The following is a 14,883-nucleotide window of genomic DNA, read 5'->3' as shown; positions in this document are numbered from 1 at the left end:
AGAGTATGATTAAGATTAAGAAGGGTGCATCCGGCGGAGCGTTGCCGGTCTTATCTAGCGGTGCGGCGCAAGCCGCCGACTGTCTCTCTCGCACTCACCGTTTCCTCCTGCAGCCAACGTTCGATTAGATGAAGACAGAAAGATTGGTGCGACAGAAAAATTCTCTGATCGCCACGAGAGCGTTTTCATTTTCCTGTCATCTCATTTTCCTGTAAATCCCGATCTTCAAGCAATCCAACGCATCGCATTGCATCGGGCACCAGATTCCCACCGATCGAAGTCTCGACGAAAACCAAACCGCTGACACCCCATCTCTTAATCCTAATCTTACTCGTAATCTTAATCTCGACCGAGCAATCCCCCGCCTCGCTCACGGGCAACCGTAGAAGATTAAGATTAAGAGTATGATTAAGATTAAGACGGGTGCATCCGGCGGAGCGTTGCCGGTCTTATCTAGCGGTGCGGCGCAAGCCGCCGACTGTCTCTCTCGCACTCACCGTTTCCTCCTGCAACCGACGTTCGATTAGACGAAGACAGAAAAATTGGTGCGACAGAAAAATTCTCTGATCGCCACGAGGGCTTTTCCATTTTCCTGCCTCCCCTGAATGCTTTGCAAGCGGCAGTATCGCGTAGCCGATTACTCGATCTGACAGACGATCCGCTGATAACGAACGAGCGGCGGTGTTCCGCTGTCCGTGACCTCAACGATGATGTGAACCTCGTTCCCTGATTCGTTGGGGACAATGAAGGAGGCGTTGTTCGCCGAGTCGCCGTCTTTAATGCGGACGGTCGCCTCTGCCGAATCCGTCTCCCAATACTGCCACCAGCGAACCGTTAATTCGTCGCCGTCAGGATCCGTGGCGGTTGCATCGAGCTGTACTACTTCGCCCGGCTTCACATTGCGATTCAGTTTGCCGTCCACTTTGACAACAGGGTGATGGTTGGCTTCGTCGAACTCCTTCACGCACCAATCAGCTCGTGCGGCAAAGTCATTCTGCAGGGCGTCGATCCACCGCCATTGCGGTTTGAGGTAGGAAACCAAGGCTTCGTCACCGGAGATTTCTTTCTTCAATCTCTGGCGTCCCCACGCCGATCCCGTGTACCAGCGACCTGCAGGATACTCGTAGCCAGACTCTGACACGGGATCGAGCCACGTGTTTTCGCGGACTCTGACAAAACGACCTCCCCAACCGCCCCAGCCCGGGGACTCGTCGCTGCGAAGACCGTTTGGAATGTTGTAGAAAAATGCCGGCGAGTCGCCTTCCGATCGGAAATCGCCTTCGCTAAACCCTTTGTCCTCCTTCGTATGCGCCTTGTACAGCGAACACAGCGGACCGTGGCCTTCCAATAGATTGACCTTCATCCACTCGGCGGCAAGATAGCTCTGCTGCTCTTCTGGAACGTACTTCTTCCAGTGGTAAAACAACGCAATGAACTGATCGGAAATGATGGTCTGGATGCCGTACTTTCCCCAGTGCGGACGGATGTACCTTTGGTAAGTCTCATCCTGCTCCCAGATGAAATAGAAGCGGATCTTCTTCGCGACCTCCGCCATTCGCTCGGGATGCTGCTGCTCGATCGTCTTTAGCGCCCGCGCGATCGTGTTCGTTCCGCCCCAGGCTTGAATCCAAACGGGACGTTCGTCCGCCGCATCCAACAAGACCTCAACGATCCGCTGGGAACCTGCCGTGACCTCGTCCATCTCTCCTTCGGACTTTACGTTTCCAAGCAACGTTCGGGACTGCAGGAACTCAGCCGTGGGATAACGCGGGTCGTGCTTCACCAGGTTCGGATAGACTTTGGCATACGCCGCCAAATAGGGCTGCGCCCAGTCGTCTCCGGCCCAGTTGTGCCCGTGAGCATGATACTGCGAACTTGACGTGATGATTCCCTCAATATCAAACTCGTTCGCGTACAGCAGGAAGCGAACCATCGAACATTCGTCGTCGATCTCGCCATCGCTCGTGACAATCACGCGTGGTTTCTCCGAAGCCATCAGTGAATTGTCTTGCCCTAGTACCATCGTGGCCACGAGCAACAGCAGTAGCGTTACACCCAAGACGGGATGCGGATCACTGTCCATGCGACTGCTCCAACGAATTGACGTTGTTTTCCGGTTTGGTGTAGTCTACGAACTCAGTCGGATCGGTTCCGTTGAGATATTCTTCGACGTTGGTGTACCCATCGCCGTCGTCGTCGGACGCGTTGTCATCGGCCTCGTTCGCATCCAATCCGTATTTCTTTTCCCACTCGTCGGGCATCCCATCCCCGTCCGAATCCTGTGGCGCTGCCGCCGACTGCAGACTCGGCCAGCCGCCAACGTCCTGCTGCGTCGTGATGATTCCGTTTTTGCCGTGCATCGCGACGCCCTTGCGGACCTCTTCGCTGATACGGGCATCGATCGAATCACGTCTGGGCAATGAGCAGCCTGCATGTTCAAGGACCGCCAAATAAGCGTCCTGCGGCGATTGCTGATGAATCGGCATTGCCTTCCACGGCGTCGCCAGCTTTTTGAACGTCTTGCCATCCACACCCAACGCGTTGTCATGGGTCACTTCGGGAGAACCATCGACATAGTTATCGGCCACGTGCCAACTGCCGTAGTCGTCATCGCCTCGGGACGAAGGACTTGCAATACAGTCCATCACGTCGCTACGCGTGGCGGGCCCCGGTTTGTAGTAGTTGGCAACCATGTTGATCGCAGAGAACTCGATCGCTGGTTTTCGCCGATCGCCTTTTTGACGTGCCTCGCCACCGTAACAACTTTGATACCCCCAGTTGAACAGCACGTTGTTTCGGTAATCGTTGTAGCCGCAACCCGATGCCCAGCGAGGATTACGGCTGTCGTTGTGGGCAAACAGGTTGTGATGATAAGTGCCGTACTGGTTGCCCCAGATACCGCCAAAACGATGCGACCCGTCTTCCTTGGCGCAAGCTTCGGTGATCATGCACCACTGAATCGTGACGTTTTCGTTGTGGTACAGCGAGAACACTTCATCGCTACTCCAGCTGGCCGACACATGGTCCACCATAATATTTTTGTGGTACCTTCCCCCTAACGCGTCTCCATCGTGATCCGTCCTTACTCGCAGGTAGCGGATCACGACGTCATTAGCATCGATGGCGAGATTGCCTTTGATCGTGATGCCATCGCCAGGCGCCGACTGGCCCGCAATCGTGATGAAATCATTTTTGATTTTGACGTCACCGTCGATGGTTCCCGCCACCTTGAAGACGACGATCCTGGGCCCCTTGGCATCACACGCCGCCTGCAAGCTGCCCGCACCACGGGCGTTAAGATTGGTCACCGCAATCACCTGGCCGCCTCGGCCGCCAGGAGTCACCGAACCGTAACCCTCGGCGCCCGGAAACGCAGCCACCTTGGCGGGTTTGGCTTCGTCGCCCGCCGCTTTGGAAAACAGCAACCCCAGTGGTCCACCGAGAGTCAACAGTGCGATCAAGCTTGTAAGCAGCTTCATGTCATTTCCTTTGTGTAATGCGCTTCGCGACTTCGGCCGGTCGCACCTTGGCGTTGGCGGGGCATCGCCCCTGACTTGGATCAGAATATCCGTAGCCACACCGCAATTCTCCCTGATATTTCGCCAGTACTCACGGTATTCTAAGGTGATGAAGCAATTCGATATCAAACGCCCCGAGTTCTCGCCCTACGGTTTCACCTGTGAATCGTGGACGCCGACTCGCATGACGCGACCCGATCGGCACAACGAGATCGAATTGAACCTAATGATGGCCGGTTCGCTGACTTACCTGCTGGGCGGCCAGCGGACAACGATTGAAACAGGCCGACTCGGAATGTTTTGGGCTGCGATTCCCCATCAAATTGTCGAGTTCCAAGGGGATGCTCCTTACTTTGTCGTGACGTTGCCGCTTGGCGAATTTTTACGTGCAGGACTGAACCCAACGCTGGTTCAGCGAATCTTGCAGGGAGAACTACTCACGGACATGGCTCAGGTTGGATCGGATGAACGGATGTTTCGGCGATGGGAACAGGACCTGCAAAGCAATGAACCGGTGTTGGAGCGAGCCGCTCAATTGGAAGTGCAAGCAAGACTGCTGCGATTCGCACGCGGCATGACCACGACTGCCGTGACGTCCTCAGCGATGGTGTTGTCACGTGCTGACAAGCTGGCCTGTTACATCGCCCAGAATTATCAACTCCCTCTGACGTCCCAGTCGATTGCAGCAGCCATCGGCCTGCACCCCAACTACGCTATGGATCTGTTTCGGCGGACGTTTGGAACGACGATCACCGCATTCGTCGTCCAGCATCGTATTTCACACGCGCAGCGTCTCCTTGTTACCACTCACGATGCGATCCTCAACATCGCACTCGCATCCGGTTTCCAAAGTCTCAGCCGCTTCAACGAAGCATTTAAATCCACTTGCCGGTGCTCACCGCGAGACTACCGCAAAGCCCACCAACCCGCCGACGCAAGCCAACCCTCATCCACGCGATGAACCGCACATTACACCGAGCGAGATGTCCAAAGAGGTTCCGCGTTTGGACGCAATGAAAATCGCACGACCGTCGCGGACGGATGATGCGCTGGCCATCCCGAAGCATTGCTCTACTGTGACAAGCGAATGTTACTTGGTTCGATGCGTCGGTGCGGCTGGATCTGCGGGCGATTGGCGAGGCCAAAGAGACGCAATGATCAGACCGGTGAAACCGGCAACTGACAGCCAACGGACTGCCCCGGCTTCAAAAACGATCGTCGCAGAGAAGACGATCGCCGCGGTGAACCAGAAAACGGCTTGGTCGACTGCTGGCCATCGCCGCTTGCGAGTTATCATTGCCGCTGAATAGCCCATCCAGACGGCGGCGAAGACGAAATTGACATAGACACCCCATCCAGCACGGATCCCGGTGACCCGCTCGGACTCGTCGGCGGTCGCCTCGATCGCTGCAGCGTGACTCCAATTGTGAGCGAGTCCGTAGCTGGCCAGAATATGAAGCGCGATCATCAAGCTTCCCAGTAGCCAAGCGTAACCATAAACGGCATCTCGCATCCCGCCGGAATCTTTCACGCCGCGGCCCCGAGCGAAGCTACCAACAAACCAGCCGATGAGCGCGAGCCAGACCGGCACGTAAATAAAGAAGTCGCTGATCATGGCAAGCCAATGGATCGAGCCAGGTTATAAAAATGCCCCGCAGCGGATACCGAATGCGATCGATGTTCTAGTCACAAGAGAGGATCCGCGAAATCAATTCTTACAGCCACATTCATCCAAGCTACTGCTCGCACCCACGTTTGCACACCAGTTTCGACTGTCATTACCCAGAAATCGACAGAACCGGCAAGAAGAATGCTTGCTCCGGTCGCCGAAACCGACCTCACGATAACGTATCTCTGCACCGGTACGGAACTCAAGTGCACTGAAGCGTTTCTCAGCGGAAGTTGCTTTGACTCGAGCCGGAATTCTTGACTTAGGCTGATGCACTTGAGAGTGGGACAACGGGAGCACGGACAGCAGACTTCCAATGCCAATTACCTCAGCTCCAACCAGGTGTTTTTTTGTATAGTCCCGCTCCGCCTTCGCGGATGCCCCCAACTTCATTCGCCGGTCGGCCAAAATTACGTATGCATGCTTTACTGATCTAACAACTGCTACGGTGTCGACCACCAGTGCGCGCTGGCCAACTGGTAATATATGCGTCAGTCGCGACACTGATGGGACTTTGACGCTTTCGAAAGTGACTTCGGCTTTTCCGACTGAGATATCTAGAGCCGATCATCAAATCGCGTCGGTGTTCATCGTCAATGAGTCAAACAAACATCTCCTCAACTTATTAGCTCCAACTTGCTCTTTTTCTGTGTTTTGAGATACTTTTGAAAACATTATCTCGAGAACGTAAGAGCGGCAACGATGAATCCAAAACTGGTCTTAACTATTGCTGGGGTTGGTTGCGTTGGCAAAGGATCACTGATTGACCGCCTTCAAACTATCGACCACGGGATGAGAGAGCATTTCGGGGTGATTGGAAAACCAAACTTCTTCGCTAGCAGGGAACGAACACGATCCGGTCTGACGGCCTATAGACCTAGACACGAAATGTTCCGGCCCGAGTATCCAGACACGATTGTTTTTCGCTGGCAGGAGAAAGACCACAATCTCATCCAGATGCTGTATCAAGCTCACCCGAATGCAAATCACCGCGTAATTGTTTTGTGGCGTGATCCAACTACGCATCAATCCGACATCGAAAGAGTGCATAACACCAAGAGAAAGGTGAAAGACGTTTGGGAGTCGTACAAGAAGCGATTTCGACCTGACAGAGACCACTGGAAATGGCAGTGGCCAGAGGGTCTCATAGCGGAACTATACGATTCGACTGACTACACCTACCGACCAATGAAATGGCACGAAGTTTAGCAATTCCGTCGTCACTTGTCAGTTTGAGCGAAAACCGACGGGAACAAACCCTAGCATTTGAACACCTTTCGACAAATTACACATAATCTATAGACCAATTTCACCGCGATTTTAGGGTACTCCGGTGTCATCGATCGGGCGACGTTCCGGTGTCGACCACCGGAGCATCATCGGACTGGTCTATGCAGTGGCAATTGAGTCCAGAATCATTTTCTTCGCCGTAGATTTCCTGAAAGTTGACAGACCCAAAATACGTGGATGATAGCCTGTTTGCTCTGACTCTAGAAATGCGTTGACGCAACAGAGAAGCAGGGTCAAAGTTGTGGTATCGTGTGGTCAATCAAAGCACCGACGCCGGAACTAACGAGAGACCACACATGAACGCTAAGAAGGTTGATTCGACACAGATTGCATGTATCGCATTTGCGTCTCTTTTTGTGCTCGCTGCTCTGGGACTGGGCATTTGGGGTGTTCTTCAACCAAGTATCCCGGCATCGAGTTACAACATCATCAGAATGATAATGGCCGTTGCATCCGCTGCGGCAGCGGGGTTCTTCGCTGGCGGAATGAATGTCAAATTTAACGGATTAGGTTTTATCGTTACGGCTTCCCTCGGATTCGGCGTTTGGCTCCTCTTTCCATTCCTTTTTCCCGCACCATCCGAGAGCGTGTTGCTATCTGTGCGAGTACGAGATAAAGACAGTCAGATCGTGCAGGATCAACTCTCAGTTATCGTTACGTACGGCGACTGGACGATGGAGCGATCACTCGCGAACGGCGAGGTTCAACTTCCAGTACCAGGCCATATCCCCGAAATCTCCGAGATTCTAATTAAGGGCGGACGGTACAGAGTCGAAGAGGACGGTCCATTCAAGGTCGCTGCAGGATCGCCCATCGTCATACACATCTACAAAGCCGAAGACACACCTCCTGACGACCTTCCCAGCGTGTCGCTTTATGTAGACCCCCTGCCCTGGGACGAAGGGGAAATTAACGACTACGCACCAAGAGTAAGTGACATATCAACAATTGCACTGAGTCATCACAATAAGACGAATGAGTTGCTCCATTTGTACCTATTCGATTGCTGGGCACACTTAAATAGACGCAGGCCAATCTGGCGAATGTGGGAATTTCCTCCATCCGCCCATCCAAATCACTACACAAATTTCTTCGGTGAAAGCACTGGTTTTTTTTGTGTGATTGTCAAAGATGTTGAAACGGGCAAGTATCATCGATTGGGATACAGAAAACTTTTCGATTCCTCGACGCCATCTATTGTAGTCGTGGGCGAAAGACCAAATTTTGATCTTGAATAATTACTAGACTAACAGCATGCTTCAAAAGACACTTCTACTCTGCGTCGTGTGGACCTTGCTTCAATCAACCGCAGATGGGCAGACAGCTTCGCTCACCGTAAGAAACGATCTGCAAAGCTTTTACTATCTTTGGCTTAAGCACGAACCGAGTGGCAATTGGATTAAACCACCACCCTACGCTACGTCAGGCACCTCGACCACATTCTCGGTTGACAAGGGGTCTTATCAGTTTTACCTACAAGACCAGGGAGGTCACAATGATCTCCTTGGACGGTACCAACTATACGACATAATTCAACAACGGCTTAACCAAGGCAAGTCGGCTACACTCGCACTGCGAGCATTGTACGTTTGGGATACACGTACCCGTATGGTTCCGATCCAGAGAACGAGAGTAGAGAATCGGACTCGCATGGTGAACGTGACTCGCTATGCTCCTGAAACACGTAATCGACTTGTTACACAACAGGACCTTTGCACCGGTCACGTTAGAAAGATAGTAGTGACAGAAATCGTTTATGTACCAACTACAACGCAGATCGAACAGACGTATCAAGTGCACGTTCCATACTACGAGCAGGTTTCACAAACGTACCGAGTTAAAACACTACGGAAAGCCTTAATGTTTGTTGGCGAATGACCTTGAAGCATTCATTCGAAACCAAAGCCATTTTTCGGGTTACTTTGCTCGTCAGACACACCGGAATGTACCAACGATGGTGAGACAACTTTCCTTCAGCTGTTAGGCGGTGCATCCAGACTGAAAAGAGGCCAGTCCCGCCTCCCCGAGAACAAGAAAAGGTTCCAGGACTCAACTCCGGGGCGATCGTTGTGGCAGTCCGGCGTGAGCCGACCGGTCTGATACAAACGTCTGCCTCTTTGCAACCGGATGAGGTCCGACAATGCTAGACTGACGATGGAAATGATGTTGAGAAGTCGCCGCTGGCGATTGGTGTGCCATGCATTGGGGAAACCCGATTTGCCGATCGTTTAATCCTTGCTGCAAATCTTGTGTGCTGGAGGGAGGTTTAGCAACCTCCACTACGGAAGCGGGGTGTCGAACGACGACGGGAGGTTTGGCAACGTCTATCGCGATGTGGCAGTGGCGGACGAGGCAGGTACTGGAGGGAGGTTTAGCAACCTCCACTACGGGAAGGCAGTGTCGGCCTCTGGCCTGGGTTCAATATTGATTCAGGTCTCTCGTTGAGCGGTTTGGGGGCTCTCGGCGCGGTTCGAAAGTCTCGCGTGACTGCTCGCTTGCGGACGGCGTCAACGACGGTGAGACGCTTTTTCTCTGTTGCGGATACCGCACCAGCAAGGCAAGGCTGCAACTTCTATTTCAGAGAAAAAAAATAGAGTCCGCGTACCTATCCTTCTTTCCGTACCTTCCCTTCTTCCATACGATTGGCGGATCGTTTCAAGGTCGCTTCGCTCTGGTGCAGTCGTTGATTCACTCATTAAAGAGACTTGCCCGCTCACATTTGCCCGCTCGCTCGGATTGCGTCGAAGATTCACGCGACTGTGCAAGCGCCAAAAGCCCCCAGCGTTCATCCGCTTTACCCGTCCAAAACTCAAGCTGATCTCGCCATGGGATCTCTTTCATTGCGAAATCCAGCAACCTTTTGGACGGAACATCAAATTCAAGGAATTGCTCTTTCGCTGTCTTGATAAAACGGCAGCAGAAACTGTACGGCTTGTCTCGAAGTTTAACTCTTAGCAAAGGCAAGCGCCAGTAGCCTTCGCTGGGCAAACTATTCAAGAGTTCGTCTTCAGAAAAGTCCTTGTGATAAACTCCTTGGAAGGCAAAGTTCCAAGATCGCCGCACTTCATGCATCCGAGAAGAGTGGAGTGCGAATTGCTTCGGCGCGAGGCCGAACGCTATGGTTTCGGATTCAAACTCAAAATCCGGCGAAAGTGATTCAATCAAAGCATGAATTTGACGGAGTGTTTCCGTGGCGTTGGACACTCGGGACTGCGGTACGAACATTGATACCGAATCGATCCCGCCCCCTTTGATGCATCGAAGTCTCGCATCTTCAATGCCTTGAAGCCAGTGCAAGTCAAACGTCCCCTGACTGTCGACCTCCAGACCTTTTAGGCATCGGATGTTGTCGCGAACGCTGCTCCAGAACGCGAGTCGAGATGACTCAAGTCCACCAACCGATTCAGAAGGAATTCTCAGCTCAAGGTCAAACGGTGGCCGTGGGTAGTTGTGGACAAACAAGTTGATCCCAAAGCTATTTTTGGAATCCCTGGAAGCCTTTGTCGGTGTGAGTTGGAAGAGCCGTCGGCACCAATACCCACTTTCAGGCCCCGTTGGCGTTAGCCCGATTGCGGCTTTGGAGGTTTCCAAATCACGCCAAGTTTGGCTGATGGTAATGCGATCCCTTCGGTCCTCCGATGACATGAAACGACACCACTGACTGATGCAATCCAACGAAACAAGACGACAGTCTTGGAAATAAAAATTGAAGCCATTAATCGATTGTCGAGAGGCGTCGGACGTCGGAAAAAAAACAGACGCAATGGCTTCTTTGCCAAAGTCTTCTTGCAACTGTCGTGAGGCTTCCGACGGCATGCATGAATCGTCGAGTGGCACTCTTGCATAGCACAAAGTCATTCGATGCTCCTCAAGCACTTAAACGAGGCTCGTCCGGTGGAAGCGTGTGCAGCAGATTTTATAGACATTGCTCCGGCGTCCAGGAATCAAAGGTTACGGCGAATAACGGGTGTTCCACTGGATTTCCCGGCAGAACCGGCGTCAAGCTCTGCGGAGGTGCAACCTGACAAGGAATGTCCCGGTCGATGGTGCGGCCGGTTCCCGACGGCCCCGCATTCGTGAAGGACTCTTTGCCAAAAGGTCATTCGATACTGAGACCAATTGGTCAATGCGACGAAGCTCTTTCACCATGACATGAAAGCCTCTTTACCTACTTGCAATCCGATGACGCCGGAGATTCGAGCGACTGCGTGAGAGCCAATAATCCCCAGCGTTCGTCGGCTTCACCGGTCCAAAACTCGAGCTGATCTCGCCACGGAATCTCTTTCATTGCACGGTCCAGCAGCTTTTTGGACGGTGCATCAAATTCGAGGAATTGCTCGTCCGCCGTCTTGATGAAACTGATGCCCACGTCGTGCGGGTTGCGTCTGAGTTTAACTTCTAGCAACGGTAATCGCCAATAGCCTTCTCTAGGAAGACTATTCCTGATTTCGTCCTCCGAAAAGTCTTCCCGATAGAATCCGCAGAAACCAAAATCGCAAGATCGAAACGATTCATACATCCGAGATGAGTCGCGTTCAAATTCGCTAGGCGTTCGGTAGAAAGACACGTTCTCGGATGCGAACTCAAACTCCGGAGACAAGGATTCGATCAAATCATAAATTTGACTGAGTGTTCTCGTGGCATTCGATGAGTGTGACCGTTTCACGAAGATGCGGTCCATTTCCGTTTCTGATGGGAAGAGTCGAAACGTCCAATCTTCAGAGTCTGGAAGATGGCAGGTGTCAAACTCATCCTGGTTTCCAATGACTTCTAAAGTTCCAAGGCAGCTGAGTTTATCGCGAACGCTGCTCCAGAATACAAATCGTGCAGAATCAAGACCGCTAATGGACCTGGATGGGGTTCGCAACTTCAGATCAAAGGGTTGTTTCCGATATTCGTTGACAACCAATTGAATCGAAAAGCAATTTTTTGGATCCCCTATAGGCTGGACCTTAAACTCCCTCCAGCAAGAAAACTCGTCATCTGGCCCAGTAGGCATGAGCCGACTCGTTTGCTTCGATTTCCCCAAATCCAATAAAGTTTGGTGGAGGATGACGAGATTATTTCGGTCATCCGCCGCAACTGACCCGATATCACACCACCGACGAATGCAATCAAATGAGAGGAGTCGGCAGTCTTTCAAACGGAAATTAAAGCCGTACCAGGCTTGTCCCCGGGCATCTGCTGTCGGGAAAGCCACCGATGCTATTGACTTTTTTCCAAAGTCTTCTTGCAACTGTCGTGAGGCTTCCGACGGCATGCGTGAATCGTCGAGTGGCACTCTTGCATAGCACAAAGTCATTCGATGCTCCTCAAGCACTTAAACGCAGTTCGTCCGGTGGAAGCGTGTGCAGCAGGTTTTGCAGGCATTGCTCCAGCGTCCAGAAATCAATGGTTACGGCGAATAACAGGTGTTCCAACGGATTTCCCGGGAGAAACGGAGTCGAGCTCGGCGGAGGTGCAACCTGACAAGGGATGTCTCGGTCGATGGTGCGCCAATGGTGCTGCCGGTCCCCGACGGCCCAGCATTCGTGAAGGACTCTTTGCCAAAAGGTCATTCGATACTGAGACCAATTGGTCAATGCGACCAAGCTCTTTCACCATGACCTGAAAGCCTTTTTACCTACTTGCAATCCGATGACGCCGGAGATTCGAGCGACTGCGTGAGAGCCAACAATCCCCAGCGTTCGTCGGCTTCACCGGTCCAAAACTCAAGCTGATCTCGCCACGGAATCTCTTTCATTGCACGGTCCAGCAGCTTTTTGGACGGTGCATCAAATTCGAGGAATTGCTCGTCCGCCGTCTTGATGAAACTGATGCCCACGTCGTGCGGGTTGCGTCTGAGTTTAACTTCTAGCAACGGTAATCGCCAATAGCCTTCTCTAGGAAGACTATTCCTGATTTCGTCCTCCGAGAAGTCTTCCCGATAGGATCCGCAGAAACCAAAATCGCAGGATCGGAACGATTCATACATCCGAGATGAGTCGCGTTCAAATTCACTAGGCGTTCGGTAGAAAGACACGTCCTCGTAAGCGAACTCAAACTCCGGAGACAATGATTCGATCAAATCATAAATTTGACTGAGTGTTTCCGTGGCACTCGACGCACTTTGCTGTTTCACGGTGATGCTGTCCATCTCTGATTCTGATGGGAAGAGTCGAAAGGTCCAATCTTCAGAGTCTGGAATATGGCAGCCATCAAACTTATCCTGGTTTCCAATGACTTCTAAAGTTCTAAGGCAGCTGAGTTTTTCGCTAACACTGCTCCAGAATACAAATCGTAAAGAATCAAGACCGCTAACGGAGCGAAATGGAGTTTCCAACGCAAGATTAAAAGCTGGTTTTCGATAACCGTTAACGTTTAATTCAATCGTAAAGTAGTTTTTTGGATTTCCGATCGGTTTGATCTTAAACCGCCTCCAGCAGGAGAACTCGTCATCTGGCCCAGAAGGCATGAGCCGACTCGCTTGCTTCGATTTCCCCAAATCCAGCCAAGTCCGGCGGACGATGACGAGATCTTTTCGATCCCCCCCACCAGTCCCAGTTGACACGATGTCACACCACTGACGAATGCAATCGAAGGAAAGGAGCCGACAATCTCTAAAACCGAAATTGAACCCGTACCAGGAAGCGCCATGGGCATCTGTTGTTGGGAAAGCCACCGATGCTATTGACTTTTTTCCAAAGTCTTCTTGCAACTGTCGAGAAACCTCCACCGGCATACGTGTATCGTCGAGTGGCCGTCTTGCAAAACACCAAGTCATTTAATCTTTCCTATGTATTCGAACGCCCAAATGAAGTGGGAATTACCTCAGGAGTCGCGAACTCCTCAAAGAACTCAAACGCTGTTATTGCTCCCTCAATTTTATTCGCATCTTTTGCTCGCTCGAGTATTCCCATCGCCTTGTCACACAGCGTCCTTCCTTCTGGCGTGTCTGGAACAGCCAGTTTCATCGTTCCGCCACTTTGCTGAAGTGCGGCTTTATACGCAAGCACCTTGTCTATGAATTTTGTGATTGTGCTGCCCAGTGACTTCACGAACAGGCGTCGCCAGGGTCAGATCTTGTGTTCGGTGTTTAGTCAGTCAAATCGATCGACGCGGGTTCGGATGTTCTGATTCAAACGCTTGACTCTTTGCAACCGGATGAAGTCCGACAATGCTAGACTGACGATGGAAATGATGTTGAGAAGTCGCCGCTGGCGATTGGTGTGCCATGCACTGGGGAAACCCGATTTGCCGATCGCTTAATTCGTGCTGCAAATCTTGTGTGCTGGAGGGAGGTTTAGCAACCTCCACTACGGGAAGGCGGTGTCGGCCTCTGGCCTGGGTTCAATATTGATTCAGGTCTCTCGTTGAGCGGTTTGGGGGCTCTCGGCGCGGCTCAAAAGTATTGCGTGACTGCTCGCTTGCGGACGGCGTCAACGAGGGTGAGACGCTTTTTCTCGGTTGCGGATACCGCACCAGCAATGCAAGGCTGCAGCTTCTATTGCACAGACAAAAAATAGAGTCCGCGTACCTTTCCTTCTTCCCGTACCTTCCCTTCTTCCATACTATTGGCGGATCGTTTCAAGGTCGCTTCGCTCTGGTGCAGTCGTTGATTAACTCATCAAAGAGACCTGACCCATTTGCCCGCTTTGACCCATTTGCCCGCTTGGGGTCACCTGGTCGGTTTCGTGACTGCGTTACTTGCGGGATCTGCAGGGACTACGTGCTCGAAACTGTGTTTCCTGAGATAGGTATAGTGTTTCCTGGGATAGGTATAGTATGCATCACTTGTCCGCTAGAATATCCAATTCTCGCCGACAGTCAGCGATCCAATTCAGTTTCAGTACTTTCCAGGAAGTCAAAATGACAGACTCACTCAAATTGTTTACCTTCGCGTTCGGTTGCGCGATTGTTCAATGCGGACTCTTGCAATCCAACGCGGTTGCTCAAGTTCCAACTGCAGGCCCCGAATACGATGTTCTTAGAGACGATGCCGGGGAGTGGGATGTTGAAATCACCAGTTACGCAAGTGGAACTCCTGAAGTCACCAAAGGCATTGAATCCAACAGGATGCTAGGCGACTTTTGGCTGATCAGCAACTTTGAAGGCAAAATGATGGGGTTAGAATTCAAAGGCCATGGAACCACTGGCTACGACGCCGAGGCAAAGAAATACGTTGGAACCTGGGTGGATTCTTTGAGTCCTGGAATAATGCACATGAAAGGTGACTACGACAAAGACAAAAAGACAATGACGCTTGTCGGAATTGCACCTGGCATGGACGGCAACCCGGCCAAACACAGGTTGACCACGGTCTACAAGGATGGAAGACGTGTGATGACCATGTACATCACTCTCCAAGGCGGCGAAGAAACCAAATTCATGCAATTGGCGTACACAAGAAAAGAGAAGTAGATGAGC

General features: G+C 51.9%; 11 protein-coding genes. 4 read left to right on the top strand and 7 right to left on the bottom strand.

Going from position 1 to position 14,883, the window contains the following annotated elements; genetic code table 11:
- Positions 1–637 precede the first annotated feature (637 nt).
- Both ABD971_RS22745 and ABD971_RS22740 read right to left on the bottom strand, forming a co-directional pair.
- Complete coding sequence (locus tag ABD971_RS22745) at positions 638–2,083, bottom strand: DUF1593 domain-containing protein (protein WP_345325860.1); 1,446 nt, start codon at positions 2,081–2,083, stop codon at positions 638–640.
- Entirely contained in the window at positions 2,073–3,479 is a 1,407-nt protein-coding gene (locus ABD971_RS22740) for a pectate lyase family protein (RefSeq protein WP_345325858.1), read from the bottom strand. The genes ABD971_RS22745 and ABD971_RS22740 overlap by 11 nt, the downstream gene beginning before the upstream one ends.
- A gap of 148 nt (positions 3,480–3,627) precedes the next feature.
- Between ABD971_RS22740 and ABD971_RS22735 the strand changes: the two genes are divergently transcribed.
- Positions 3,628–4,479, top strand: a complete 852-nt coding sequence (locus ABD971_RS22735) for a helix-turn-helix domain-containing protein (RefSeq protein ID WP_345325856.1) — start codon at positions 3,628–3,630, stop codon at positions 4,477–4,479.
- A gap of 129 nt (positions 4,480–4,608) precedes the next feature.
- Here ABD971_RS22735 and ABD971_RS22730 read toward each other — a convergent pair whose 3' ends face one another.
- On the bottom strand, positions 4,609–5,133 hold the full coding sequence (locus ABD971_RS22730; protein WP_345325854.1) for a hypothetical protein: 525 nt from the start codon (positions 5,131–5,133) through the stop codon (positions 4,609–4,611).
- A 756-nt stretch (positions 5,134–5,889) separates the two neighbouring features.
- Here ABD971_RS22730 and ABD971_RS22725 point away from each other — a divergent pair.
- On the top strand, positions 5,890–6,396 hold the full coding sequence (locus ABD971_RS22725; RefSeq protein ID WP_345325852.1) for a hypothetical protein: 507 nt from the start codon (positions 5,890–5,892) through the stop codon (positions 6,394–6,396).
- A gap of 377 nt (positions 6,397–6,773) precedes the next feature.
- On the top strand, positions 6,774–7,715 hold the full coding sequence (locus ABD971_RS22720) for a hypothetical protein (protein WP_345325850.1): 942 nt from the start codon (positions 6,774–6,776) through the stop codon (positions 7,713–7,715).
- Positions 7,716–9,165: 1,450 nt separating this feature from the next.
- On the opposite strand, the gene ABD971_RS22715 is transcribed toward ABD971_RS22720, so the two are convergent.
- The 4 genes from ABD971_RS22715 to ABD971_RS22700 form a co-directional block, all read right to left on the bottom strand.
- Positions 9,166–9,681 (bottom strand): hypothetical protein, encoded by a 516-nt coding sequence (locus ABD971_RS22715; protein ID WP_345325848.1) that lies wholly within the window; start codon positions 9,679–9,681, stop codon positions 9,166–9,168.
- Between the two features lie 964 nt (positions 9,682–10,645).
- The gene (locus ABD971_RS22710; RefSeq protein WP_345325846.1) at positions 10,646–11,737 is read right to left on the bottom strand and encodes a hypothetical protein; all 1,092 of its coding nucleotides are present in this window, start codon (positions 11,735–11,737) and stop codon (positions 10,646–10,648) included.
- A gap of 363 nt (positions 11,738–12,100) precedes the next feature.
- Positions 12,101–13,240: a hypothetical protein gene (locus ABD971_RS22705; protein WP_345325844.1), complete on the bottom strand. Its 1,140-nt coding sequence runs from the start codon at positions 13,238–13,240 to the stop codon at positions 12,101–12,103.
- Between the two features lie 10 nt (positions 13,241–13,250).
- Positions 13,251–13,514 (bottom strand): hypothetical protein, encoded by a 264-nt coding sequence (locus ABD971_RS22700; RefSeq protein WP_345325842.1) that lies wholly within the window; start codon positions 13,512–13,514, stop codon positions 13,251–13,253.
- Between the two features lie 727 nt (positions 13,515–14,241).
- Between ABD971_RS22700 and ABD971_RS22695 the strand changes: the two genes are divergently transcribed.
- Positions 14,242–14,877 carry a DUF1579 domain-containing protein gene (locus tag ABD971_RS22695; protein WP_345325840.1) on the top strand — a complete coding sequence of 212 codons (636 nt, stop codon included), beginning with the start codon at positions 14,242–14,244 and terminating at the stop codon, positions 14,875–14,877.
- Positions 14,878–14,883 lie beyond the last annotated feature (6 nt).

It is taken from the genome of Novipirellula rosea (assembly GCF_039541335.1).
GTDB classification, from domain to species: Bacteria; Planctomycetota; Planctomycetia; order Pirellulales; family Pirellulaceae; genus Novipirellula; species Novipirellula rosea.
Note: the sequence above shows the minus strand (reverse complement) of the source record. Positions and strands in the feature narration are given on the sequence as shown.